Source organism: Mesorhizobium sp. W050, assembly GCF_054719535.1.
In genome coordinates, this window is sequence record NZ_JBTTIH010000001.1 from 1,227,937 (window position 1) to 1,251,531 (window position 23,595).

Genomic DNA, 23,595 nt, shown 5'->3' on the forward strand with positions numbered 1-23,595 from the left:
ATGGACCATGATCTACGAACTTCGCATTTACGACTGCGTGCCGGGCCGGCTGCCGGCGCTGCTCAAGCGTTTCAACGACCATACCTTGGCGCTGTGGGATAGACACGGCATCCGCCAGGCCGGGTTCTTCACCACGGTGGTCGGCGAAAACAGCAATCGACTGATCTATTTCGTCGCCTGGGAATCCCTTGCCGAGCGCGAAGTGAGATGGAAGGCCTTCACCACCGATCCGGCATGGCTCAAGGCCCGCGACGAGTCCGAGCGCGATGGCCCGATCCTGGCCAATATTTCCAGCCAGTTTCTCGCGCCAACCGCCTTCTCGTCGGTGAAATAGAGGACATCATGAAGATCACCGATCTCAGGTGCGCCGTCATCGGCAGGCACCCCATCGTGCGCATCGTCACCGACGAAGGCCTCCATGGCCTCGGCGAGGTCGAGTACACCAAGCCTTATCTGAAACCCTGGGTGCTGCATTTCCGCGACGCGCTGATCGGCGAGGACCCGACCGATGTCGAACGCGTGATGTTGAAAATCCGCCAGCGCGGCTCGTTCAAGCCCTACGGCGCCGCCGTCAGCGCTATCGAGCATGCTCTGTGGGACATCGCCGGCAAGGCGGCAGGCGTTCCGGTCTACAAGCTGCTCGGCGGCAAGGTGCGCGACAAGGTGCGGGTCTATAACGGTTCCATCCGCAAGAAGCGCACCGGCGACAGGCCGGAGGATTACGCGGCCGACGTCAAATGGATGATGGAGCGGCCGGAAGGTTTCTTCATGGTCAAGCAAGGCATCAGCTTTCATTCCAACATGAAGACCAGCGTCCCCGACTTCCACTACGGCGTGCGTCAGCCGCCGACCTATCACGGCGCGATGGACCAGGGGCAGATCAGCGAGCGCGGCATGGCGCATATGATCGAATGCGTCATCGCCATGAAGGATGTGCTCGGCGACAAGGTCTCGCTGGCGTTGGATTGCGGCCCCGGGTGGTTCCTGCCGGACGCCATCCGCTTCGCTCAGGCGGTGGAAAAATACAATCTGATGTGGCTGGAGGACATGCTGACCGGCGACTACGTGCCATGGGTCAATCCGCAGGCCTACCGCGAACTCACGACATCGACGTCCACCCCCATCCACACCGGCGAGCAGATCTACCTGCGCCATAACTTCAAGGAACTGATCGAGACGCAGGCGGTTCGCGTCATCGGTCCGGATCCCGCCGACATCGGCGGCATCGCCGAGCTCAAATGGGTGGCCGAGCACGCATACATGCACTCGATCATGATGGCGCCGCACGGCACGGCGAACGGTCTGCTGGGCCTCGGTGCGCTGATCAATGTCTGCGCCACGCTGCCGGCCAACTACATCGCCTTCGAATATCCCAGCGCCTCCGACCCGTGGTGGGAGGACATCGTCATCGGCCTGCCCAAGGGGCAGATCGTCAGGGAAAGTATGGTGGACCTGCTCGAAGCTCCGGGACTCGGCCTCGACATCGACGCCAAGGCAGCGAAGAAATACCTGGCGGAAGAGGACGCCGGTTTCTTCGACCGATAACGATCCGACGCGGCTCGAGCGTCAAGGGCTATCGAACGGCTCGCACACATGGGTGAGCGTCCACGCCGTGCCGCCTATTTCGTTTCGGGCAGCATCTCGTCCATCAACTGCTTGACGGCCTCGGCGGATCTTTTCATCCCGGCTTCGTCCATGGCCCAACCGGCGAAGCGTTCCAGCAAGGTGGCGAACCTTACTAGGTCCTGCTCATCCCACTGTGCCAGAGATCCGGCGAAAATCCGCCATTTGGTCTGGCGCACCGCCGCCACGAGGCGCTCACCCTTGGCGGTGAGTTTGAGGCAGATGCGGCGGGCATCGCGTTGCGATGCGACACGGCAGGCATAGCCGCGTTCGACGAGGTCGGCCGCGATGCGGCTGGCGCGCGACGGATCGATCTCGAGGCGCTCGGCGATGACGCCAACCGTCACCTCATCCTGCTGGGTAGCGCTGAAAACCGGATTGTTCGCGATGGCGCTGATCGCATCGAGATGGCTCACTTCCAGCGAAGGGTCTACGCGCGCCAGGATCATGCGGCCGAAGTCGCGGCGCTGGATCGAGCGGCGCACCTTGCTCATTACCGCATCGATGGCGGCCACGGCCTCGGCCGCCGGTTCGGACAGGCCGCTGCCGCGCGCCAGATCGGCGAGATCCCGGTCGCCGCGCGTCTGGAACAGGGCTGGAAATCGGTCCGGACTGCCGGATGCGTTGCTGCTCATCCCATAGCGCGTTAGCAAGAATATATGCTGATGTCAATTATATGCTACGCGCACATATCTGGTTGACACCTCTTGGTTGTGGGGACATAAATCGCGCCCCAAGCTACGGAGACACCGATGACTGTCGAGCAGACGCTGCCGGATGCGCCGCCCGTGGAGGCCCAAGTCAGGCCCGACCTTACGACCTTGATCGTCTATTTCGGCGCGCTGATCGCCATGTTCATGGCAACCATCGACATGCAGATCGTCGTCACCGCCTTGCCCACCATTGCCGGCGAACTCGGCAATCTGCATTTGTTCGGCTGGGTCGGTGCCGCCTACCTGCTCTCGACCGCCGCGGTCTCGCCATTCTACGGCAAGCTTGGCGACATGTATGGCCGCAAGAATGTCGTGCTGACGGCGATCGGCCTGTTCCTGCTGGGCTCGCTGGTCTGCGGCATGGCATGGTCGATGGAGAGCTTGATCGCCGCGCGCGTGCTGCAGGGTATCGGCGGGGGTGGGTTGATGGTTTCGGCCTTCGCCATGATCGGCGAACTGTTTTCGCCGCGCGACCGCGCCAAATATCAGGGCTACAGTTCGGCGGTGTTCGCGCTGTCGTCGGTGCTCGGCCCGCTGGCCGGCGGCTACATCACCAGCCTGTTCGGCTGGCGTTGGGTGTTCCTGGTCAATTTGCCGATAGGGATCATCGTGCTGGCGGTGCTGGCCTTCGCCATGCGCAGCCGGTTCAACGAAAAGCGGCACCGCATCGACTATCTCGGCGGCGTGCTGCTCGCCACCGGCACGACGGCGATCGTTTATTGGGGCTACCACGTGCTCGACCCCAGCGGACCGGACCTCATCACCTTCGCGCTGCCGCTGCTGGCACTAGTCGCCATCACCTTGTTCGTCATGGTCGAGCGGCGGGCCGAAGAGCCGATCGTACCTCTGCGGCTGTTCGGCAATTCGACGGTCAGCATCGTCTCGGGCGTGTCGCTGGTCGCTGGAACGGTGACGCTGGGCATGTTCTTCTATTTTGCCCTCTACATGCAGACGCTGACGGGCCTGAGCCCGGCCGAGGTAGGCTTCCTGTTCCTGCCGGCGTCGCTCACGTCCATGGTCATTTCGATCGTCGCCGGGCGGGTGATCGCGGCAACCGGACGCTACAAATGGATGCCGGTGGTCGCCATGGCTATTGGCGGGTTTCTGATGCTGGGCTTCGTCCTCACCAACCAGCATACGCCGATCTGGGTATTGGCGACGATGATGGCAGTGTTCGGCATCAGCATGGGCCTGCAGTTCCAGGTGCTGATCGTGGCGATCCAGGCGGCAGCACCGCTGCAGGATATCGGCGCGGTGACGTCGCTGATCACCCAGGCGCGGACGCTCGGAGCATCGCTGGGTCTGGCGCTGAACGGCGCGGTGATGATCTGGGCGCTGAACCGGCAGACAGCCGAGCTTCCTGCAGACGCCGCCGCCCTGCTGCCGGGTGGCCTGAACGGGTTGACGCCGCACCTCGCGTCGAGCCTGCCGGGCGCGATCCGCGAAGTGGTGCTCGACCATTACTCCAGTGGTTTCAACGTGATGTTCATCTGGGTGGCGGCGCTCTATTTCGTCGCCATGGGGCTGACGCTGCTGCTCGAGGACAAAGAGATCCCGAAGCGGGCCTGAGCAAAAGCTTGTGTCATGCGCTGGGTTTAGGCATTTGGCGATGATCTGAAATCACCGAGGAGGACAGCCATGATCATCGACACTCATCTGCACCTGATCGACCTGTCGGCGCTGCGCTATCCCTGGCTCAGCCGCGAGCCGGCGCTCAACCGCGATTTCCCGCACGCAGAATATGCGATCCAGGCCCGCCGCGCCGGTATCGAGGCCGCGCTGCATATGGAGGTCGACGTCGATGAAGCCGACATCCAGGCCGAGACCAGCCATGTGAAGGCGCAGTCGCTGGAGAAGGGCAGTCTGTTGCGCGGGGCGATCGCCTCCTGCCGCCCGGAGGAGGCCGGCTTCGCCGCCTATCTCGGGCGCCAGCAAGCCGACCCTTTCGTCAAGGGGTTCCGCCGCGTGCTGCATGTCATGCCGGACGAGCTTTCGGACAGCGCGCTGTTTCGCGAAAACATCAAGCGGCTTGCCGGCACCGGCCTGACCTTCGACCTCGTCGTCCTGCCGCATCAGATTCCAAGGGCGGTTGCGCTCGCCGATCTGGCGCCGGATGTGCAGTTCGTGCTCGACCATTGCGGCGTGCCCGACATCAAGGCCAGTGCGGAACATCCGTGGCGCGAGCATATGACCGAGATCGCGCGGCGTCCCAATGTCATCGGCAAGATCTCCGGTGTCGTCGCCTATGCCGATGCCGGCTCATGGACCGTCGAGACCTTGCGCCCCTATGTCGAGCACACGATCGGCATTTTCGGCTGGGACCGCGTCGTGTGGGGCAGCGACTGGCCGGTGTGCACGCTTGGCGGTGGCCTTGCCACCTGGGTGGCGGCGACACACGCGCTGATCGCGGGCGCCAGCCCTGAGGAGAGGACGAAATTGCTGTCGGGCAATGCCAAGCGGATGTGGAAGCTGTAGCGCGGTCGGACACCGATTGCCTGCAAGCGCGCAGAACGCCATCATAGCGCTACTTCACGCCAATACCTGCCGTCAGGCCGCCATCGATCCTGTAGTCCGCGCCGGTGCAGAAACCGGCCTTCGACGAGCACAGGAAGGCGATGAGTTCCGCCACTTCCTCCGGTTCGCCGATACGGCCGAGCGGATGCGCCGCGCCGAAGCGCTTGTAGGCCTCTTCGACATCGGCATCGCTGCCGCCGTCACCGCGCGCAGCCTTCTCCAGGATCGGCGTGCGGATCGAGCCCGGGCTGACCGAATTCACCCGAACGCCTGATGCCGCGTAGTCGAGCGCCAGCGAGCGCGTCAGCGTGTGGATGGCCCCTTTGGTCGTGGCATAGGCGGCGACGTTCTGCTGGCAGGCAAAGCCCTGCACCGAGGCGACGTTGACGATGGCGCCGCCTCCGCGCTTGATCATTTCGGGGATGCCGAAATGCGCGGTCAGGTAGATCGAGCCGACATTGACCGTCATCGTTCGGTTCCAGGTTTCCCAGTCGGTCGTCGTCGCGGTGCCATAGGGATGGACGGCGGCGGAGTTGACGATGACATCAAGGCCGCCGAACCTTGCGACGCCAGCCGCCACCGCGTCGCGCACCTGGTCGGAGATGGACACATCGGTTTCGATGACCAGCACCGCAGCTCCAGCGCTTTCCAGTTGCGCCTTCATCGCCGCATTGGCGGCGCGGTCGATGCCGCAGGCGATGATTGCGGCGCCACCGGCCGCAAGGCGTCTGGCGGTTGCCAGGCCAATGCCGGTCGTCCCCGTCACCAGGGCGACCTTGCCGTCGAAATCCATCATTTCCAAAAACTCCTCCATTTTCTATCGACTCCCATCGGGGTCCAACAATAAGTTGCCAACCTCTCGCAGAAGGAAAGCCGAAAATGGAACAATGCTGGCGCTGGTATGGGCCCGATGATCCGGTGACGCTCGATCATGTCAAGCAGGCGGGCGCCACCGGCGTGGTCTCGGCGCTCCACCATATCTATGACGGCCGGGCGTGGCCTGAGGCCGAAGTGCTGGAGCGCAAGCGCATTATCCAGGAAGCAGGACTGACCTGGTCGGTCGTCGAAAGCATTCCGGTCCACAATTCCTTCAAGATCGGCGCGCCGGAACGCGAGCGCTATGCCGGCTATTACCGCGACTCGATCCGCGCGCTGGCCAAGGCCGGCATCGCCACGATCTGCTACAATTTCATGCCGGTGGTGGACTGGACCCGCACCGATCTAGCCTACCGTCTGCCGACGACAGGCTACGCCCTGCGTTTTGATGCGATCGATTTCGCCGCTTACGATCTGTTCGTGCTGAAGCGCAGAAACGGCGTGGCATGCTATACGCCGGCGCGTATTGCGCAGGCGGAAGCGCGGCTGAAGGAATTGCCGCCCGAGAAGATCGACCAGATCGAGCGCAATCTGATCGCCGGCCTGCCGGCTACAGAGCGCAAGTATGACCGCGACAGTTTTCGCGAGGCGCTTGCGGACTATGACGGGATCGGGTCGAAGGAGTTGCGCGACAACCTCGCGTGGTTCCTGCGCGAGATCATTCCGGTGGCGGAAGAGGAGGGGGTGCGCATGTGTATCCACCCCGACGATCCGCCGTTTTCGCTCTACGGCCTGCCGCGCGTCGTTTCGACCGCCGAGGATGCGCGTTTCATTCTCAATGCCGTCGACAGCCAGGCCAATGGGCTGACGTTCTGCACCGGGTCCTACGGCACGCGCGCCGACAACGACATCGTCGCCATGGTCAAGGAATTCGCCGACCGCATCCACTTCGCCCATCTGCGCAATATCACCATCGAGGATGACGGCTCGTTCTACGAGGCCGAGCATCTCGAAGGCGGCACCGACATGGCGCATGTCATCCTGGCGCTGATGCAGGAGGAGGCGCGCCGCCGCAAGGAGGGCCGCGCCGACTGGCAAATCCCGATGCGGCCGGACCATGGCCACCTGCTCGCCGACGATATCGGCAAGACAAGGATCAATCCCGGCTACTCGCTGATCGGCCGCCTGAAGGGCCTGGCCGAATTGCGCGGCATCATGCGGGCCGTGGAAACGTTTGGGCTGGCTTGAAGGGGCAACGAACTGCGTTCAATGCCGACGCCGGCTCAGCGTGCGTCGCTATAGATCCATGTGGCCGGCGCGGACGCAAGACACCTCCGATTGCCAGCTTGACAGAAAGCTGACAATGTATCATATCCGGAAAAGCTGACTATGTATCATATTATCTAGCGCTAGGAGAAAGACCGGCAAAGCCGGCGCCCCAGGGAGGGATCGTGGGAGAGGCTATCAGCCAGTGGAGCAATTGGTCGGGCTATGTCACGGCCACGCCGCAGGCTTTTGCCGAACCGCAGAGTCTCGATGAGCTGAGTGGTGCCATTCGCAACGCGCCGGGACCAGTTCGATTCGCTGGCACGGGCCATTCCTTCACGCCTCTGGTTAAGAATGACGGGACGATCCTGTCGCTTGATCGCTTCGAGGGCCTGAGGTCGCACGATCCCGAAAGGCTGACAGCACGGGTCGGCGCCGGCACCAAGATCGGCGCGCTGGCAAAGCTGTTGCACGGCGTCGGCCAGGCGCTGCCGAACATGGGCGACATCGACAAGCAGGCGTTCGGCGGGGCGCTGGGCACCGCCACCCACGGCTCGGGCATCACGCTCGGCGCTTACCATACCCAGCTCGAGGCGATGCAGATCGTCGACGGGCGTGGCGCCGTGAAAGAGTTCGACCGTGCCAAGAGCCCCGACATGATCGAAGCCATGGGCGCTTCGCTCGGCGCTTTCGGCGCCGTCACCGAAGTGACGATCCGCAACGTGGCGAGCTACCGGATGCGGCACCGCCGCTGGACGGCGCCGATCGCCGATGTGCTTGCGCAATTCGAAAGCACCATGACGGCGCATCGTTCGGCCGAGTTCTACTACGTGCCGTTTTCGGGCCAGGCGCTGCTGATTGCCAGCGACATCACCGAGGCGCCGGCGACGGTGCGTCCGCCGACGGAAGACGACGATGCGGTGACGACGCTGAGAAAACTGCGCGACTATCTCAGCTGGCTCCCTTGGCTGCGCCGCCGTCTCATCGGCTCGGCCTTCGCCAAGGTGCCGGCCGAGGATTATATCGAGGAGTGGCTGAAGGTCTTCACCTCCGAGCGCAACGTCAAGTTCAACGAGATGGAATACCACCTGCCGTTCGAGGAAGGGGCGGCCACACTCAGCGAAATCATTGCGCTGCTCGAGACGCGGTTTCCAGAGGTCTATTTTCCGATGGAGGTGCGCGTCGTCGCGCCCGACAATGTCTGGCTCAGCCCCTTCTACAAGCGCCCAACCTGTTCCATCGCCATCCATCACGGCGTCGAGCGCGATCCGATGGCGTTCTTCAACGCCGCCGAGCCGATCTTCAGGAAGCGCGGCGGCCGCCCGCATTGGGGCAAGATGCACAGCCTGACATCAAGGGAATTGAGCGCGCTCTATCCGCGCTGGAACGATGCGATGGCGGTCCGCCGCGAGATGGACCCGGACAACCGCTTCGTGTCGCCCTATATTGCCAGGCTGCTCGGCGTCGCGGCATGAGCCTGACCGACACCTATTTCGCGGAAATGTCGGGCGCGCTCAGGGCAGCCGGGATCTTTCAGCCTTGCCTGGTGCTCGATCTCGACCGGCTCGATCACAACATCGCTGCGATCAAGGCGAAGTTCGCCACGGGCCTCGATCTGCGCCTCGTCGACAAGTCGCTGCCATGCCTGCCGCTGATCGACTATATCCGTGCGGCGTTTGCGACCGACAGGCTGATGACCTTTCATCTGCCGATCAGCGCCGAGATGCTGAAAGCGTTTCCCGATGTCGATCTCCTGTTAGGCAAGCCGATGCCGGTTGCCGGCGCCAGGCACGCGCTGACGAAGGGCGTTCTCGCCGGGCTCGGCGAAGCTACGTCGCGCATCGTCTGGCTGATCGATACCGAGGAGCGGCTGGCCGCCTATGGCTCGCTTGCCGCCGAGCTCGACCGCGAGCTGCGCGTCTGCTTCGAGGTCGATGTCGGCCTTCATCGCGGCGGTATCAGCGATCCCGACTCACTGGCCCGGGCAGTTTCCGCGTTGGCGAATTACCCGCGGCTGAAATGCGAAGGCGTCATGGCCTACGAGGCGCATATCGGCCATATCCCCAAACTGCTGGGAGGACCGGCCAAGGCGCGCGTCAAGGCGATCAGCCTGTTTCGCCAGTATGTCGCTTGCCTTGCCGCCGACCAGCGCAAGATCCTCAATCTTGGCGGCAGCAGCACCGCATTGCTCTATGACAGCTGGGTCGGCGCCAATGAATTGTCCATCGGATCGGCTTTTATGCTGCCGACCGATTTCGATGTGCCGAGCCTCAGCCAATTGCGGCCTGCGGCATTCATCGCGACGCCGATCCTGAAAGTGGTCGATGTCCAGGCGCCGGGCCTCGACCAGCGCTCCTGGCTGCTGCAGAAGCTCGGGCTGTTGCCGCGGCGCGGCTGTTTTCTCTATGGCGGAAAATGGATGGCGAAGCCCGTCCATCCCGTGGGGATGAAGACCGACAAGACGTTCGGCTTTTCGACCAATCAGCAATTCATGGCGCTGCCCGACAACGTCAATGTCGGGCCTGACGACTACGCCTTCCTGCGTCCGACGCAGAGCGAATTCGTGCTACAGCAGTTCGGTTCGATCCAGGTCTATTCCGGCGGGAAATTCGTCGAGCAATGGGCCGCACTGCCGTTTTCGTAGAGCAATTCCAGGAAAAGTGTGAAGCGGTTTTCCCACAGGAATTGCGTCAAACAAAGAGATCGAAGTGGAGGAGGATAGGATGGTTGCCAAGGCAGTCAAAACCCAGCCCGTGCAGCCTGAATGGGCAGCCGAACTCGACCTCGCGCTCACCGATCTCGACGCCAGGAAGGACGACTGGGCGCAGACCTCGAATGGCGAGCGGATCGCCTTGCTGCGGCAGGTCAAGGATCACATCCGCGAGGTCGCCGAGGCGTGGGTCAAAACCGCGACGCGCAAGAAGGGCATCCCGACCGGCTCGCCGCTGGAAGGTGAGGAATGGCTGGCTGGCCCGGCGGCGCTGATGGATGGCTGCAACCAGTTCATCCACACGCTGAGCCTGATGGACGGCAAGAAGTTCCTTGACAGTCTGCCGGTTCGCACCTTGCCCAACGGACAGGTGGCTGTGACGGTGGTTCCGAATTCGCTCTGGGACAAGGTGCTGTTCACCGGGCTGAAGGCCGAGATCTGGATGCAGCCCGGCGTGACCAAGGCGAACCTCGCCGCAAACACCGCCTCGGCCTATGACGCGCCGCGCACCAGCCGCAAGGGCAAGATCGGCCTCGTGCTCGGCGCCGGCAATGTCGCCTCGATCGCGCCGCTCGACTGCCTGCACAAGCTTTTGGTCGAGCACCAGGTGGTTCTGCTCAAGATGAACCCGGTCAACGACTATCTGATCGATTTCCTGCGGCCGGCGCTGCGGCCGCTGATCGAATTCGGTGCGCTGCGCATCGTGCGCGGCGGCGCCGATGTCGGTGCGTATCTGTGCAACCACGATCTCGTTGACGACATCCACATCACCGGTGCCGCGGCCTCGCATGACGCGATCGTCTGGGGGCCTGGCGAGGAGGGCCGCAAGAACAAGGCGGCGGGCAAGCCGCGCAACAGCCGGCGTATCACCTCTGAGCTTGGCGGCGTGGCGCCGACCATCGTGGTGCCCGGCCCATGGTCGAATGCCGACATCGCCTACCATGCCGAACTGATCGCCACACAGAAGCTCAACAATTCCGGTTTCAACTGTATCGCCTGCCAAATGCTCGTGTTGCCCGAAGGCTGGGACAAATCCGACGCGCTTCTGGCGGCCCTCGAAAAGGTGATGCAGAAAGCCCCGTCGCGCCCGGCCTATTATCCCGGCGCGACCGAGCGCCTCGCCGCCTTCGAGGCGCATGCCGACAGCGTACAGAAATTCGAGCGGCCCGGCGGGCCGGCCTGCGTGGTGGTGCCATTCCGGCCGGGCACGGATACCTATCTCGAAAATGCCGAGGTGTTCGCGCCGGCGCTCAGCGTCATGCGGCTGCCGGCGGGCAATGCGGAATCCTATCTGCGCGCCGCTGTCGCCTACGCCAATGAAAAGCTGCACGGCACGCTTGCCGCCAACATCCTCATCCATCCCAGGACGATCGCCGAGATCGGCCGGCAGCGCTTCGAGGAAATCATTGCCGAACTGCGCTATGGCGGCATCGGCATCAATTCCTGGAGCGGCGTTCTGTTCGCGCTGCTGCGCCCGACCTGGGGTGCTTTCCCTGGCCACACGCTCGACGACGTGCAGAGCGGCATCGGCGTCGTCCACAACACCTATTTGTTCGACAGACCGGAACGCAGCGTGCTCGAAGCGCCGTTCCGCATCATGCCGAAGCCGGCCTGGTTCCTGACCCACAAAAGGGCACACATGGTCGGCCGCCTGATCACCGAGTTCAACTACCAGCCGAGCCTCCTGAAGCTGCCGCGCATCATCTGGAACGCGCTGCGCGGCTAGCAACGAGCATCCGATCTCGAAAACAAAAGCCGGCACAGGAGCTACGACAATGGCTGACGCGGACGCAATCATCGTTGGCGGCGGGCTGGCCGGCCTGGCCGCAGCCGCGGAACTCGGCGATGCCGGCAAGCGCGTGATCATCGTCGAGCAAGAGGGTGGCGGTTTTCTCGGCGGCCAGGCATTCTGGTCGCTCGGCGGCCTGTTTTTGGTCAACACGCCCGAGCAGCGCCGCCTGCGCATCAAGGACAGCCGCGACCTCGCCTGGCAGGATTGGCTGGGTTCTGCCCAGTTCGACCGGCCCGAGGACCATTGGCCAAGGAAAGTGGCGGAAGCCTATGTCGATTTCGCCGCCGGCGAGATGCGGCCGTGGCTCTACGCCATGGGCATGCGCTGGTGGCCGGTGGTCGGCTGGGCCGAGCGCGGCGGCGCGCTGGCCAATGGCCACGGCAATTCAGTGCCGCGCTTCCACCTGACATGGGGCACTGGGCCGGGCGTGGTCGCGCCGTTCGAAAGGCGCGTGCGCGAGCACGTCGCCAAAGGGCTGATCACTTTGAAATTCCGTCATCAGGTCAGCCGGCTGATCAAGACCAACGGCGCGGTCACCGGCGTCGCGGGCGAAATCCTGGAGGCATCCGATGTCGAGCGCGGCAAGCAGTCGAGCCGCACGGCCGTCGGCGATTTCGACCTTTCGGCCGGTGTCGTGATCGTCACCTCCGGCGGCATCGGCGGCAATCATGAGTTGGTTCGCAAGGTCTGGCCGGTCGGGCGGCTGGGGCCAGCGCCGAAGCGTATGGTTGCCGGCGTGCCGCACCATGTCGACGGCCGCATGGTGGCGATCACCCAGGACGCCGGCGGGGCCGTCATCAACGCCGACCGCATGTGGCACTATGTCGAGGGGATCAAGAACTGGGATCCGATCTGGCCGAACCACGGCATTCGCATCCTGTCGGCGCCGTCGCCGCTATGGTTCGATGCGCTCGGACAACGCATGGAGGCGCCGTTCTTCCCGAGTTTCGATTCGCTCGGCACCTTGAAGCGCATCCTGTCGACCGGCCACGATTATTCCTGGTTCGTGCTGAGCAAGACGATCGTCTCGAAGGAGTTCGTGCTGTCGGGCTCGGAGCAAAACCTAGACTTTACGGCCAAGGATTGGCGGGCCGTGCTGAAGAACCGGCGCGGCGGCAAGGCGCCGCCATCGGTGGCGGCGTTCCTGGAAAAGGGCGAGGACTTCGTCGTCCGCGACAACCTGGCCGACCTGGTCGCCGGGATGAACGCGCTGTCAGGCGACAATCTGCTCGACTACGACGGGCTCAACGCCCAGATCGTGGCGCGCGATCGAGAGGTCGACCATGCCTATACCAAGGATGCGCAGGTCACAGCCATCCGCGGCGCCCGCAACTACATCGGCGACAAGATCTTCCGGGTGACCAAGCCGCACAAGATACTCGATCCCAGGCACGGGCCGCTGATCGCGGTGCGCCTCAACATCCTGACGCGCAAAACGCTTGGCGGCCTGCACACCAATCTCAATTCGCAGGTTCTCGATGGCAATGGCGCGCCCATTGCCGGGCTCTATGCGGCAGGCGAGGTGGCCGGCGGCGGTGGCGGCGGCTATCACGGCTACAATGCGCTGGAAGGGACATTTCTCGGCAGCTGCATCTTCTCCGGCAGGAACGCAGGCCGGCACGCCGCGGGCAGGTGACGCGGCTGGCGGGCCAAGAAAAGGTCGATGAGAACAGGACATCCGCCATGTCCCAGGATAGCGACCGCTTTCGATCGCTTGCCGCAACCGAGGCGGTCAGCAGTTGCGGCTTGCCGGCGCCGACGTTTCCCATGCGCTGGTGCTCGGCGCCGCGGCCCATCAGAGGCCTGCGTTACGCTGGCGCCACCGCGAAATTGAGCTCGAGGTCCTGAAGGCCTGGCAGCAAGATCGGCCGGACTACCACTCGGCAAACGAGCCGTCCTTGTGACGCCAGACCGGGTTGCGCCAGCGGTGGCCTTCCTTGGCGCGTTCCTTGACGTAGTCCTCGTCGATTTCGACGCCGAGGCCGGGACCATCGGGGATTGCGACATAGCCATCCTCGTAGCGAAAGACGTCCTTGTTGGCGGCATAATCGAGCAAATCGTTTGCAGCGTTGTAGTGAATGCCGAGGCTCTGTTCCTGGATGAAGCAGTTGTAGCTGACGGCATCGAGCTGCAGGCAGGCGGCGAGCGCGATCGGGCCGAGCGGGCAGTGCGGCGCGACCGCAATATCATAAGCCTCGGCCATCGCCGCGATCTTGCGGCATTCGGTGATGCCACCGGCATGCGAGAGGTCGGGTTGGATGATGTCGACGGCGCCTTGCTCGAACACCGACTTGAAATCCCAGCGGCTGTAAAGACGCTCGCCGAGCGCGATCGGCGTCGAGCCCAGCGCTGCGATCTCCTTCAGCGCCTCGCGGTTTTCGCTGAGCACCGGCTCCTCGATGAACATTAGCCGGTAGGGTTCCAGCTCCTTGACCAGCATGCGCGCCATCGGCCGATGCACGCGGCCGTGAAAATCGACCGCGATGCCGATACCAGGACCAACGGCCTCGCGCACCATGGCGACGCGTTCGACAGCCGCATCTATTCTGCCATGGCTGTCGACGATCTGCAGTTCCTCGGTGCCATTCATCTTCAGCGCCTGGAAACCGCGCGAAACGACCTCCCTGGCGCCAGCAGCCACTTCCGCCGGCCGGTCGCCGCCGATCCAGGAATAGACCTTGATGCTGTCGCGCAACTTGCCGCCGAGCAGTTCGTGCACAGGCACGCCGAGCGCCTTGCCCTTGATGTCCCACAGCGCCTGGTCGATGCCGGCAATGGCGCTCATCAGGATCGGCCCGCCGCGGTAGAAGCCGCCGCGATGCATCACCGTCCAATGGTCCTCGATCAGGCGCGGGTCCTTGCCGATGAGATAATCGCCGAGTTCCTTGACCGCTGCCTCGACCGTCAGCGCGCGGCCTTCGACGACAGGCTCGCCCCAGCCGGTGACGCCGGCATCGGTCTCGATCTTCAGGAACAGCCAGCGCGGCGGGACGATGTAGGTGGTGAGCGAGATGATTTTCATGCTGGTCTCAGTTGTTCTTGAGTTTCTTGGCGCTGACCAGGTCGCGCGCCGCAAGGTCGAGGATCCGGCCTGCCGCTGCACGCGCCGCCGCGGCATCGCGCATGCGCAGCGCCTCGACCACCTCGCGATGCGCCGCGACCGCTTCCATGCGCCGGCTGAGCGAAATGGTCGCCGTTGCTTCGAGCGAGAATTTCAGCCCGGTGTCGATCAGATTGCCGATCTGGCGAAAGATCGGGTTGTGGCTCGCGGCATAGACGATCTGGTGAAAGGTGATGTCCGAGCGCGAGAAGGCGGCGAGATCCTCGCCGGCATTGGCCATGCCGCGCCAGGCGGCTTCGAGATCGGCGATCTCCTGCAGCGTCGCACGAGTCGCCGCAAGTTCGGCGACCAGCGGCTCGATGGCGCGGCGCGTTTCGAGGATGGCGTCGAACAATTTGTCGTCCAGCGCATGCGGCGCGTGCCAGGCCAGCACCTGCGGGTCGATGATGTTCCAGTTGTCCTGTTCACATACAACCGTGCCGATGCGCGGCCGCGACAGCACCAGCCCCTTGGCGGCCAGCACCTTCAGCGCCTCGCGGATGACGGTGCGGCTGACGCCATATTCGACGCCGAGTTCGTTTTCGGTCGGCAGGGACGAGCCGGCGGGATAGCGTCCGGAAAAGATGTCTGCGGCAAGCGCCTTGGTCACATCGGGCATGACGCGCGGGCGGCGGGTGTCGCCTGATGCCTTCTTCGAAGTTTCGGTCACCTCAGCCCTCCTCCAAGGCGGCGAAACCACTGATCTCGCGTCCCCGGCCTTACCGGATGCGGAGGATTTGCGCCAGCGATCGCTTGTCAGAGCATATAGCTCAATTATCATACCAGATCAATTGACGAGTATGATAAAAAGAATTAGAGACTCTGCATCCGGGCTGAGCGCCCGGCCATCGCTGGGAGGTAATCATGCGACTTCTGAAGACCGCGCTCGTCGCGGGCGCGCTTGCCGTGCTGTCCGTCACGACCATCGCTGCATATGCTCAGGACACCAAGATCGGTTTCATCGTCAAACAGCCGGAAGAGCCGTGGTTCCAGGACGAATGGAAGTTCGCCGACCAGGCCGCCAAGGAGAAGGGTTTTACCCTGGTCAAGATCGGCGCCGAGGACGGTGAGAAGCTGATGTCGGCGATCGACAATCTGGGCGCGCAGGGCGCGCAAGGCTTCATCGTCTGCACGCCTGATGTGAAGCTCGGCCCCGGCATCGTCGCCAAGGCCGCCGCCAACAATCTGAAGCTGATGACGGTTGATGACCGTCTGGTCGGCGCAGACGGCAAGGCGCTGGAAGACGTGCCGCATATGGGCATTTCGGCGACCAAGATCGGCGAGGCCGTCGGCCAGGCGATCGTCGACGAAATGAAGGGACGCGGCTGGAAAGCCGACGAGGTGGGCGCCATCCGCGTCTCCTACGACCAACTGCCGACCGCCGTCGACCGGGTCGAAGGCGCCATTTCGGTGCTGAAGGCCAACGGCTTCAAGGCCGAGAACATTTTTGACGCGCCGCAGGCCAAGACCGATACCGAGGCTGCGCTTAATGCGGCGACGGTCGTGCTCAACGCCCATGCCGACATCAAGAAGTGGGTCTCCTTCGGCCTCAACGACGAAGCCGTTCTCGGCGCCGTGCGCGCTTCCGAAAGCGTCGGCATCCCGGCCGAAAACGTGATCGGCGTCGGCATTGGCGGCGCGGATTCGGCGATCAACGAGTTCAAGAAGCCGACCGCCACCGGCTTCGTCGGCACGGTGATCATCTCGCCGAAGCGTCACGGCTACGAGACTGCGCTCAACATGTATGACTGGGTCGCCAACAACAAGGAACCCGAGAAGCTCATCCTGACCGCCGGTGCGCTGGCCAAGCGCGACGACTACCAGACGGTCCGCAAGGATCTCGGCATCGAATAATCCTCCCTGTACAAACAGGCGGCGGCTCACAGTCGCCGCCTGTTTGGCATGGCAAAAGGATAGGCGCCCCATGTCCTTTCTCGACTTCTCGGAAATCACCAAGACCTATCCGGGCGTCAAGGCGCTGTCGGACGTCTCGTTCGGCGTCGACAAGGGCGCCGTGCACGGCCTGATGGGCGAGAACGGCGCCGGCAAATCCACGCTGATCAAGATCCTGTCCGGCGACCAGCATGCCGATGACGGCGAGATCCTCATCGACGGCAAGATGCAAGCCTATGCAACGACGCGAGATGCCTTCGACAATGGCGTCATCGTCATCCACCAGGAACTGCAGCTGGTTCCCGAGCTCACTGTTGCCGAAAACCTCAGCCTCGGCCGCTTCCCCGCCAACGCCGGCATCATCGCCCGTGCCAGGATGCTGGACGATGTTGGCGCCAAGCTGAAATCAGCCGGCATCGACATCGATATCAGCCGCAAGGTCAAGACGCTGTCGATCGGCGAGCGCCAGATGGTCGAGATCGCCAAGGCGATCATGCTCGACGCGCGCGTCATCGCTCTGGACGAGCCGACCTCGTCATTGTCGTCGCGCGAAAGCGAAATCCTGTTTGCCCTGATCGACCGCCTGCGCGGCGAGGGCAAGGTCATCATCTATGTCTCGCACCGGCTGGACGAAGTGTTCCGCCTCTGCGACAGCCTGACCGTGCTGCGCGACGGCAAGCTCGCGGCGCACCATGCGTCGCTGAAAAACGTCACACGCGACCAGGTCGTCGCCGAAATGGTCGGCCGCGAAATCTCCGATATCTGGGGGTTTCGCCCACGCCCGGCCGGCGATGTCCGGCTGAAGGTCGACGCTGTTTGCGGAGTAAAACTGACGACGCCCGCCAGCTTCGAGGCGAGGGCGGGCGAGATCGTCGGCTTCTTCGGCCTGATCGGCGCGGGGCGCTCGGAACTGATGCGGCTGGTGTTCGGCGCCGACCCGCGCTCAGGTGGCACCATTACCGTTGATGGCAAGGTCGTGCATGCCACCGATCCGCATGACGCGATCCGCGCCGGGATCGTTTTGTGCTCGGAAGACCGCAAGCATGACGGCATCATCCAGGGCCGCTCGATCGAGGAGAACATCAACATCTCGTCGCGGCGTCATCACACACGCTTCGGAATCTTGAACCGCGCTAGCGAGATCGCCACCGCCGAGACCTTCATCAAGAAGCTCAAGGTGCGCACGCCGTCGCGCAAGCAGGACATCATCAACCTCTCCGGTGGCAACCAGCAGAAGGTCATTCTCGGCCGCTGGCTGTCGGAGCAGGGCGTGCGCGTGCTTATCGTCGACGAGCCGACACGCGGTATCGATGTCGGCGCCAAAGCGGAAATCTACGAACTGCTCTACCAGCTTGCCGAAGACGGCATGGCGATCGTCGTCGTCTCGTCCGAACTGCCGGAAGTGATGGGCATTTGCGACCGCATCCTGGTGATGTGCGGCGGGCGCATCAGCGCCGAACTCGCGCGCGACCAGTTCGCCGAAAAAGCGATCCTGGCCGCCGCTCTTCCCGATCAGAAAACCCCCGACGCGATCGCATCCTGAGGATCTTTGCCATGACCGATCAGTTGAAGAAGATCCTGCTCGGCGAACAGGGCCTCGTCGTGATCTTCATCGTCGCCTTCGCGCTGGTGTCGCTGCTGGTGCCGAATTTTCTGACCGACCGCAACATGCTCGGCCTGCTGCAATCGGTGGTCACCGTCGGCATCGTCGCCTGCACGATGATGTTCTGCCTCGCCGCGCGCGACTTCGACCTCTCGGTCGGTTCGATCGTTGCTTTCGCCGGCATGGTCGCGGTGATGGCGTCGAACTATACCGGATCGATCATCCTCGGGCTTCTTGCGGCAATCGCCTGCGGCGCCTTCGTCGGCTTCATCAACGGCGTCGTCATCGCCAAGTTCCGCATCAACGCGCTGATCACGACGCTTGCTACCATGCAGATCGTGCGCGGCCTTGCGCTGATCGCATCCGATGGCCGCGCCGTCGGCATCAACAGCCCGGATTTCTACCAACTGGCGCTGTCGAAGCTGTTCGGCATTCCGACGCCGGTCTGGGTCCTGGCCGTGCTGTTCTGCATCTTCGGTTTTGTCCTCAATCGTACCGTGTTCGGCAAGAACACGCTGGCCATCGGCGGTAACCCGGAGGCTTCGCGCCTGGCCGGCGTCAATGTCGACTGGACGCGCATCTGGATCTTTGCGCTGCAAGGCGTGGTTTGCGGCATCGCCGGCATCCTTTTGGCCTCGCGCATCACGTCGGGCCAGCCCAATGCGGCGGTGGGGCTTGAACTCTCGGTCATCTCGGCCTGCGTGCTCGGCGGCGTCTCGCTTGCCGGCGGCCGCGCCACCATGTCGGGCGTCATCGTCGGCGTGCTGATCATGGGCATCGCCGAAAACGCCATGAACCTGCTCAACATCGCAGCCTTCTACCAATACATTGTGCGCGGCGTGATCCTGCTGCTTGCCGTTTTGCTCGACAATCTGCGTTCGTCGGCACTGGGCCGGCGCTGATCCGTCTTCCAGTGGAGTGACAGCCATGGCTGAGCGCCTGTCCGGCAAACGCATCTTCCTCACCGGCGCCGCGCAAGGCATCGGGCTTGCCATCGCCGAGGCCTGCCTGGCCGAAGGGGCAAAACTGTTCCTGGTCGATCGCGACGGCGCGCTGCTGGACAAAACGGTCGCCGGCCTTGCCGCACCGCAGGGCCATGTCGGACATACCGCAGCCGACATCAGCGACGGGGCCGCGATTGCCGCTGCCGTCAGCCGGGCGACCGACGCGATCGGGCCGATCAACGCGCTGATCAACAATGCCGGGATGAATGTGTTCTCGACGCCGCTCGAGGCGACCGAGGAGGAGTGGAATCGCAATTTCGATGTCAACGTCAAAGGCGCCTGGAACTGCGCCAAGGCGGTGCTGCCGGCAATGATCGCAAATGGCGGTGGCGCGATCCTCAACATCGCCTCGACGCACAGCTTCACCATCATCCCTCATACCTTCCCCTATCCCGTGGCCAAGCACGCGCTGCTTGGGCTGACCAAGTCGCTGGCGCTGGAATATGCCGGGCAGGGCGTGCGCGTGAACGCGCTGGCGCCCGGTTATGTCGAGACGCAGAAGGCGACCGACTATTGGAACAGTTTTGCCGATCCGGTTGCGGCGCGCGCCAAGACGCTGGCGCTGCATCCCGGCGGCCGCATCGCCTCGGCGCGCGAGATCGCGCTGGCCGCTGTGTTCATGATTTCTGAGGAGTGCCCGTTCATGAACGCGGCGACCCTCGTCGTCGATGGCGGGCTCAGCCAGCTACAGCATCCCGCCTGAACGCTGGAGAGGCTCTATTTCTACCGCATCGACCGCCGGCCTAATGGAGCAAGCAGTCGCGATCAGAAACGCTCGCGATAGGCGCGCGGATTGGTGCCCAGCACGCGCAGAAAGCCGCGCCGCATGGTTTCTTCCGAGCCGAAACCGCAGCGGCGGGCCGTCTGGTTGACGGGCTGGCCCCGCTCCAGCATCCGCCGCGCCGCCTCGATCCGGATCTCCTCGATCGCGCGGGCAGGTGTCCGGCCGGTGGCCTCGCGATAGCGCCGCGAGAAGCTGCGCGAGCTCATATTGGCGTGGTCGGCCAACTGCGTGAGCGACAGGTCACCGGCCAGATTTTCGAGGATCCAGCCATGCAGCCGGTCGAAGCGCCCGTCGCCTTGCTGCAGCTTGAGGGTCTGGCTGAATTGCGCCTGGCCACCGGGACGTTTCAGGAAGACCACCAACTCGCGCGCCACGCCGAGCGCCGTGTGCCGGCCAAGGTCGGCCTCGACGAGGGAGAGGGCGAGATCGATCCCCGCCGTTACGCCGGCGGATGTCCAGACATTGCCGTCGCGGATGAAGATCGGATCGGGTTCGAGCCGGACCGCGGGAAAGCGCCGGGCGAACTCCGCGCAGCGTCCCCAATGGGTCACCGCGCGGCGGCCGTCGAGCAGGCCAGCCGTCGCCAGCAGCATGGCGCCGCTGCAGACGGAAGCGGTTCGGGTGGCATCGCGCGAGCGACCGGCGATCCACTGGACCAGCACGGGATCGTCGCAGGCCGCGTTGACGCCCCATCCTCCGGGGACAAGCAGCGTGTCGATCTTACCTCCGTGGGTTGGCAGCACTGCTGCCTCCAGCACGAGACCGGCCGATGTCCGGATGCGCGGTGAGGCGGCGACGACCACGACCTCGTAAGGAGCCGGTTCGCCGGCCTGCCTTTTGAAATCATTGGCGCTGGCAAAGACCTGCAGCGGTCCGCTGACGTCGAGGAGCTGGATGTCGGGATAGGCAAGTACTTCGATACGGCGCATTGGTTTGGCCCGAAGCGAGGGATGAATGGCAATCGTGCCAAACCATGATGCCGTAGATTGCCGGAAGTCAACCCACGGAGATTTCCATGCCCCTTCGTTTCAGCATCCTCGTATTCCCCGACGTCCAACAACTCGACCTCACCGGCCCATACGAAGTCCTGGCATCGGCCAAGGATGCCGAGGTGGAACTGATCTGGAAGGATCGCAACCCGGTGACGTCATCGACGCGCCTCTCGCTGACGCCAACCGCGACCTTTGACGATTGCCGGCCCCTCGACGTGCTGTGCATTCCTGGCGGGGGCGGGGTCAACGCGCTGCTGGAGGACCAGACAGTCCTCGATTTCGTGTGGGAGCGCGCGGGGCAGGTGCGCTACATCACCTCCGTTTGCAGCGGTGCCCTGGTGCTTGGGGCGGCCGGACTGCTGAGGGGCAAGCGCGCGACCACGCACTGGTATGCGCATGATTTCCTTGAGGAGTTCGGAGCGATCCCGGTCGACGAGCGTATCGTCGAAGACGGCAAGCTCATCACCGCCGGCGGCGTCACTTCGGGGATCGACTTCGGCCTGGCGCTGGTTGCGAGGCTGCTTGGACAGGAGGAGGCCGAGATCGTGCAGCTCTCGCTCGAATACGCCCCGGCTCCTCCCTTTCGGTCCGGCACGCCCGCCGAGGCGTCGCCTGCGGTGCTGGCGCAGGCAAAAAAGCGCCTCTCTGGTTCGAGGCGGGTTCGCGAGGCAATCTTCGCTCGCTGGCGCGAGGCTCGCGCCGCCGCTGCGCCGGCGCGCATCCACGGCTGAAGCAGCAAGGCCGAAGGTGCATCCCCTGGCCCTTCGGCCTTGCTGCGTTTCCACTGTTGACAGGTCCCTTCGTCTGTGCAGAAATTGGTTGGACCATTGAACCACTTCGGTAATAGCCCCGGTGACCGAATTCAGCCTTCCGCCGATCCAGACGACGGCCCGCGACGACGCGGTGCTGAAGGCGTTGGCCGGCTTCGTCATGCGCGAGAAGCTGGAACCCGGTGAGAGGCTGCCGACCGAACGCATCCTCGCTGAGCGTCTGAAGGTCAGCCGCAACACGGTGCGCGAGGCGCTGACGCGCTGGGAAGGGCTTGGCCTGGTCGAGCGCCGGCAGGGCTCGGGCACCTATCTCAAGGCCGCCGTCTCGCTCGACATGCTGCACATGCCGCTGACGCTTGCCGGCGGCAATGATTTCACCGGTCTGATGCGCACGCTGGAAATCCGCCGCGCGCTGGAAGCGGAAGCCGCCGCCCTTTGCGCCATTCGTGCCGACAAGGACGACCTCGCCGAGATCGAGCGCAAGCTCGACATCATGGAGGAAGAGTTTCTCAGCCGCGCCGGCATGTCGTCGGAAGAGGACTGGGAATTCCATCAGGCGATCTACCGCGCCTGCGGCAATCCGCTGTTCGAGCAGATTATCGCCGCCATGCACGAACTGTTCCACCGCTTCTGGGAACATCCGCTCGGCGTGCGCGATTTCGGCCACGCAAGCTTTCCCTACCACCGCACCATGTTCGACTGCATCGCCGCGCACGATCCGGAAGGCGCCCGGGCCGAAGCGCTGAAGCTGATCGCCACGGTCGAGGACGATTTGAAGCGCGGCGCCGCCAACCTCAAACTTTCGGTCCGCACATGAACGAGCACAGCTTCGACCCAGGCATTTCCGGCAGCGACTATCTCGCCGAGGCGGCGACGCTTCTGGCGCATGACGACCCGTTCCCCGGCAATGCGGTGGTGCCGCCGATCTACCAGACCTCGCTGTTCACCTTCGCCAGCTATGCCGACATGGCCGACACCTTTGCCGGGCGCAGGAAACAGCCGATCTATTCGCGCGGCGACAATCCGACGGTGATGGAATTCGAGTCGCGCGTCGCAGCGCTTGAAGGTGCTGAAGCCGCACGTGGTTTTTCGAGCGGCATGGCTGCGATCAGCGCGACGTTGCTGGCTTTCGTCGGCGCAGGCGAACGCATCCTTGCGGTGCGCAATTGCTATGGCGACGCCTACCGACTGTTCGAGCGGCTGTTTCCGCGCCTGCATATCAAGGTGGACTATGTCGACGGCTCCGATCCGGATGCGGTGGCCGCGGCACTTCCCGGTGCGAAACTGCTCTACCTGGAAAGCCCGACCTCGATGATGTTCGAGCTGCAGGATCTCGAACATCTGACGCGGCTGGCGAAAGAGCAGGGCATCGTCACCACAATCGACAATTCCTGGGCGACGCCGGTGTTCCAGAAGCCGATCCTGCACGGCGTCGATCTGGTGCTGCACTCGGCCTCGAAATATCTCGGCGGCCACAGCGATACCGTCGCCGGTGTGGTGGCGGGCTCGGCCGCCCATATCAAGCACATCAACGACCAGACCTACTCGCAGCTTGGCGCAAAGCTGTCGCCCTTCGAGGGCTGGCTGCTGTTGCGCGGCCTGCGCACGCTGCCGCTGAGACTGCCGCATCACATGAAGAGCGGGCTCATCATCGCCGAGCGCTTGAAGGCGCATGACAAGGTCGAGCGGGTCAATCATCCCGCCTATTCCAACCATCCCGGCAAGAAGACGCTTGCCGGCTATGCCGGGCTGTTCTCCTTCGAGGTGACGGAGGATGTCGACATTCCCGCTTTCGTCGATGCGCTGAAATTTTTCCGCATCGGCGTCAGCTGGGGCGGTCATGAAAGCCTGGTCGTGCCGGCAAAGGCCTCGCTCGAGCAGACACCGGGTCTCAATTCGATGGCGCGCTTCGGCGTCAGCCCCCGAACCATCCGCTTCAATGTCGGATTGGAAAGCGTCGAAGACCTCTGGGCCGACATCGGCCAGGCCTTCGACAAAGCAAAAAAATGACTGGG

Annotated in this window: 21 protein-coding genes; 16 read left to right on the forward strand and 5 right to left on the reverse strand. The window is 63.8% G+C overall.

Annotated features, from left to right (window positions below; genetic code table 11):
* The first annotated feature begins 7 nt into the window (after positions 1–7).
* Both ACYG9Y_RS05900 and ACYG9Y_RS05905 read left to right on the forward strand, forming a co-directional pair.
* Positions 8–334 carry an NIPSNAP family protein gene (locus ACYG9Y_RS05900; protein WP_023704650.1) on the forward strand — a complete coding sequence of 109 codons (327 nt, stop codon included), beginning with the start codon at positions 8–10 and terminating at the stop codon, positions 332–334.
* A gap of 8 nt (positions 335–342) precedes the next feature.
* Complete coding sequence (locus ACYG9Y_RS05905; RefSeq protein ID WP_023739520.1) at positions 343–1,545, forward strand: mandelate racemase/muconate lactonizing enzyme family protein; 1,203 nt, start codon at positions 343–345, stop codon at positions 1,543–1,545.
* Positions 1,546–1,619: 74 nt separating this feature from the next.
* Here the strand turns inward: ACYG9Y_RS05905 and ACYG9Y_RS05910 are convergent, their stop codons facing one another.
* Positions 1,620–2,258 carry a MarR family winged helix-turn-helix transcriptional regulator gene (locus ACYG9Y_RS05910; RefSeq protein WP_023739519.1) on the reverse strand — a complete coding sequence of 213 codons (639 nt, stop codon included), beginning with the start codon at positions 2,256–2,258 and terminating at the stop codon, positions 1,620–1,622.
* 117 nt (positions 2,259–2,375) lie between these two features.
* Between ACYG9Y_RS05910 and ACYG9Y_RS05915 the strand changes: the two genes are divergently transcribed.
* Together ACYG9Y_RS05915 and ACYG9Y_RS05920 are read left to right on the forward strand one after the other, a co-directional pair.
* The gene (locus ACYG9Y_RS05915; RefSeq protein WP_031253278.1) at positions 2,376–3,905 is read left to right on the forward strand and encodes an MDR family MFS transporter; all 1,530 of its coding nucleotides are present in this window, start codon (positions 2,376–2,378) and stop codon (positions 3,903–3,905) included.
* A 69-nt stretch (positions 3,906–3,974) separates the two neighbouring features.
* Complete coding sequence (locus tag ACYG9Y_RS05920) at positions 3,975–4,811, forward strand: amidohydrolase family protein (protein ID WP_023739518.1); 837 nt, start codon at positions 3,975–3,977, stop codon at positions 4,809–4,811.
* A gap of 49 nt (positions 4,812–4,860) precedes the next feature.
* On the opposite strand, the gene ACYG9Y_RS05925 is transcribed toward ACYG9Y_RS05920, so the two are convergent.
* Positions 4,861–5,646: an SDR family NAD(P)-dependent oxidoreductase gene (locus ACYG9Y_RS05925; protein ID WP_023739517.1), complete on the reverse strand. Its 786-nt coding sequence runs from the start codon at positions 5,644–5,646 to the stop codon at positions 4,861–4,863.
* A gap of 83 nt (positions 5,647–5,729) precedes the next feature.
* Here ACYG9Y_RS05925 and uxuA point away from each other — a divergent pair, with 83 nt between their 5' ends.
* The 5 genes from uxuA (at position 5,730) to ACYG9Y_RS05950 (ending at position 13,070) form a co-directional block, all read left to right on the forward strand.
* On the forward strand, positions 5,730–6,914 hold the full coding sequence (gene uxuA, locus ACYG9Y_RS05930) for a mannonate dehydratase (RefSeq protein ID WP_023739516.1): 1,185 nt from the start codon (positions 5,730–5,732) through the stop codon (positions 6,912–6,914).
* A gap of 203 nt (positions 6,915–7,117) precedes the next feature.
* Complete coding sequence (locus ACYG9Y_RS05935) at positions 7,118–8,407, forward strand: D-arabinono-1,4-lactone oxidase (protein ID WP_023739515.1); 1,290 nt, start codon at positions 7,118–7,120, stop codon at positions 8,405–8,407.
* Positions 8,404–9,576 carry an alanine racemase gene (locus tag ACYG9Y_RS05940; RefSeq protein ID WP_031253280.1) on the forward strand — a complete coding sequence of 391 codons (1,173 nt, stop codon included), beginning with the start codon at positions 8,404–8,406 and terminating at the stop codon, positions 9,574–9,576. The genes ACYG9Y_RS05935 and ACYG9Y_RS05940 overlap by 4 nt, the downstream gene beginning before the upstream one ends.
* A 79-nt stretch (positions 9,577–9,655) precedes the next feature.
* A complete protein-coding gene (locus ACYG9Y_RS05945; RefSeq protein WP_023739513.1) occupies positions 9,656–11,368 on the forward strand; it encodes an aldehyde dehydrogenase family protein in 1,713 nt (570 codons plus the stop codon).
* A gap of 49 nt (positions 11,369–11,417) precedes the next feature.
* On the forward strand, positions 11,418–13,070 hold the full coding sequence (locus ACYG9Y_RS05950; protein ID WP_023739512.1) for an FAD-binding dehydrogenase: 1,653 nt from the start codon (positions 11,418–11,420) through the stop codon (positions 13,068–13,070).
* 237 nt (positions 13,071–13,307) lie between these two features.
* Here ACYG9Y_RS05950 and dgoD read toward each other — a convergent pair whose 3' ends face one another.
* Both dgoD and ACYG9Y_RS05960 read right to left on the reverse strand, forming a co-directional pair.
* Positions 13,308–14,456, reverse strand: coding sequence for a galactonate dehydratase (gene dgoD, locus ACYG9Y_RS05955; protein ID WP_023739511.1), 1,149 nt, complete (start codon positions 14,454–14,456; stop codon positions 13,308–13,310).
* A gap of 7 nt (positions 14,457–14,463) precedes the next feature.
* Positions 14,464–15,153: a FadR/GntR family transcriptional regulator gene (locus ACYG9Y_RS05960; RefSeq protein WP_245260479.1), complete on the reverse strand. Its 690-nt coding sequence runs from the start codon at positions 15,151–15,153 to the stop codon at positions 14,464–14,466.
* Positions 15,154–15,398: 245 nt separating this feature from the next.
* Here ACYG9Y_RS05960 and ACYG9Y_RS05965 point away from each other — a divergent pair, with 245 nt between their 5' ends.
* The 4 genes from ACYG9Y_RS05965 (at position 15,399) to ACYG9Y_RS05980 (ending at position 19,737) form a co-directional block, all read left to right on the forward strand.
* Positions 15,399–16,388 carry an arabinose ABC transporter substrate-binding protein gene (locus ACYG9Y_RS05965; RefSeq protein WP_023739509.1) on the forward strand — a complete coding sequence of 330 codons (990 nt, stop codon included), beginning with the start codon at positions 15,399–15,401 and terminating at the stop codon, positions 16,386–16,388.
* A gap of 70 nt (positions 16,389–16,458) precedes the next feature.
* Positions 16,459–17,970: an L-arabinose ABC transporter ATP-binding protein AraG gene (gene araG / locus ACYG9Y_RS05970; protein ID WP_023712137.1), complete on the forward strand. Its 1,512-nt coding sequence runs from the start codon at positions 16,459–16,461 to the stop codon at positions 17,968–17,970.
* An 11-nt stretch (positions 17,971–17,981) separates the two neighbouring features.
* The gene (araH, locus tag ACYG9Y_RS05975; protein ID WP_023729461.1) at positions 17,982–18,932 is read left to right on the forward strand and encodes an L-arabinose ABC transporter permease AraH; all 951 of its coding nucleotides are present in this window, start codon (positions 17,982–17,984) and stop codon (positions 18,930–18,932) included.
* Between the two features lie 25 nt (positions 18,933–18,957).
* The gene (locus tag ACYG9Y_RS05980) at positions 18,958–19,737 is read left to right on the forward strand and encodes an SDR family oxidoreductase (RefSeq protein ID WP_023739508.1); all 780 of its coding nucleotides are present in this window, start codon (positions 18,958–18,960) and stop codon (positions 19,735–19,737) included.
* Between the two features lie 62 nt (positions 19,738–19,799).
* Here ACYG9Y_RS05980 and ACYG9Y_RS05985 read toward each other — a convergent pair whose 3' ends face one another.
* Entirely contained in the window at positions 19,800–20,747 is a 948-nt protein-coding gene (locus ACYG9Y_RS05985; protein ID WP_023739507.1) for a GlxA family transcriptional regulator, read from the reverse strand.
* Between the two features lie 86 nt (positions 20,748–20,833).
* On the opposite strand from ACYG9Y_RS05985, the gene ACYG9Y_RS05990 reads away from it, so the two are divergent.
* The 3 genes from ACYG9Y_RS05990 to ACYG9Y_RS06000 all read left to right on the forward strand — a co-directional run bounded on the left by ACYG9Y_RS05990 (position 20,834) and on the right by ACYG9Y_RS06000 (position 23,590).
* Complete coding sequence (locus ACYG9Y_RS05990; RefSeq protein WP_023739506.1) at positions 20,834–21,541, forward strand: DJ-1/PfpI family protein; 708 nt, start codon at positions 20,834–20,836, stop codon at positions 21,539–21,541.
* Positions 21,542–21,662: 121 nt separating this feature from the next.
* A complete protein-coding gene (locus ACYG9Y_RS05995; protein WP_023668124.1) occupies positions 21,663–22,397 on the forward strand; it encodes a FadR/GntR family transcriptional regulator in 735 nt (244 codons plus the stop codon).
* Positions 22,394–23,590, forward strand: coding sequence for a PLP-dependent transferase (locus tag ACYG9Y_RS06000; protein ID WP_023712132.1), 1,197 nt, complete (start codon positions 22,394–22,396; stop codon positions 23,588–23,590). Before ACYG9Y_RS05995 ends, ACYG9Y_RS06000 begins: the two co-directional genes overlap by 4 nt.
* The last annotated feature ends 5 nt before the right edge of the window (positions 23,591–23,595 follow it).

Bases quoted from the DNA above. Each gene is read 5' to 3' on its own strand.
- ACYG9Y_RS05925 (WP_023739517.1), bottom strand. From the start codon at position 5,646: ATGATGGATTTCGACGGCAAGGTCGCCCTGGTGACGGGGACGACCGGC.
- ACYG9Y_RS05905 (WP_023739520.1), top strand. From the start codon at position 343: ATGAAGATCACCGATCTCAGGTGCGCCGTCATCGGCAGGCACCCCATC.
- ACYG9Y_RS05950 (WP_023739512.1), top strand. From the start codon at position 11,418: ATGGCTGACGCGGACGCAATCATCGTTGGCGGCGGGCTGGCCGGCCTG.
- ACYG9Y_RS05920 (WP_023739518.1), top strand. From the start codon at position 3,975: ATGATCATCGACACTCATCTGCACCTGATCGACCTGTCGGCGCTGCGC.
- ACYG9Y_RS05960 (WP_245260479.1), bottom strand. From the start codon at position 15,153: ATGCCCGATGTGACCAAGGCGCTTGCCGCAGACATCTTTTCCGGACGC.
- ACYG9Y_RS05990 (WP_023739506.1), top strand. From the start codon at position 20,834: ATGCCCCTTCGTTTCAGCATCCTCGTATTCCCCGACGTCCAACAACTC.
- ACYG9Y_RS05900 (WP_023704650.1), top strand. From the start codon at position 8: ATGATCTACGAACTTCGCATTTACGACTGCGTGCCGGGCCGGCTGCCG.
- ACYG9Y_RS05980 (WP_023739508.1), top strand. From the start codon at position 18,958: ATGGCTGAGCGCCTGTCCGGCAAACGCATCTTCCTCACCGGCGCCGCG.
- dgoD (WP_023739511.1), bottom strand. From the start codon at position 14,456: ATGAAAATCATCTCGCTCACCACCTACATCGTCCCGCCGCGCTGGCTG.
- araH (WP_023729461.1), top strand. From the start codon at position 17,982: ATGACCGATCAGTTGAAGAAGATCCTGCTCGGCGAACAGGGCCTCGTC.
- uxuA (WP_023739516.1), top strand. From the start codon at position 5,730: ATGGAACAATGCTGGCGCTGGTATGGGCCCGATGATCCGGTGACGCTC.
- araG (WP_023712137.1), top strand. From the start codon at position 16,459: ATGTCCTTTCTCGACTTCTCGGAAATCACCAAGACCTATCCGGGCGTC.
- ACYG9Y_RS05910 (WP_023739519.1), bottom strand. From the start codon at position 2,258: ATGAGCAGCAACGCATCCGGCAGTCCGGACCGATTTCCAGCCCTGTTC.
- ACYG9Y_RS06000 (WP_023712132.1), top strand. From the start codon at position 22,394: ATGAACGAGCACAGCTTCGACCCAGGCATTTCCGGCAGCGACTATCTC.
- ACYG9Y_RS05915 (WP_031253278.1), top strand. From the start codon at position 2,376: ATGACTGTCGAGCAGACGCTGCCGGATGCGCCGCCCGTGGAGGCCCAA.
- ACYG9Y_RS05965 (WP_023739509.1), top strand. From the start codon at position 15,399: ATGCGACTTCTGAAGACCGCGCTCGTCGCGGGCGCGCTTGCCGTGCTG.
- ACYG9Y_RS05940 (WP_031253280.1), top strand. From the start codon at position 8,404: ATGAGCCTGACCGACACCTATTTCGCGGAAATGTCGGGCGCGCTCAGG.
- ACYG9Y_RS05985 (WP_023739507.1), bottom strand. From the start codon at position 20,747: ATGCGCCGTATCGAAGTACTTGCCTATCCCGACATCCAGCTCCTCGAC.
- ACYG9Y_RS05945 (WP_023739513.1), top strand. From the start codon at position 9,656: ATGGTTGCCAAGGCAGTCAAAACCCAGCCCGTGCAGCCTGAATGGGCA.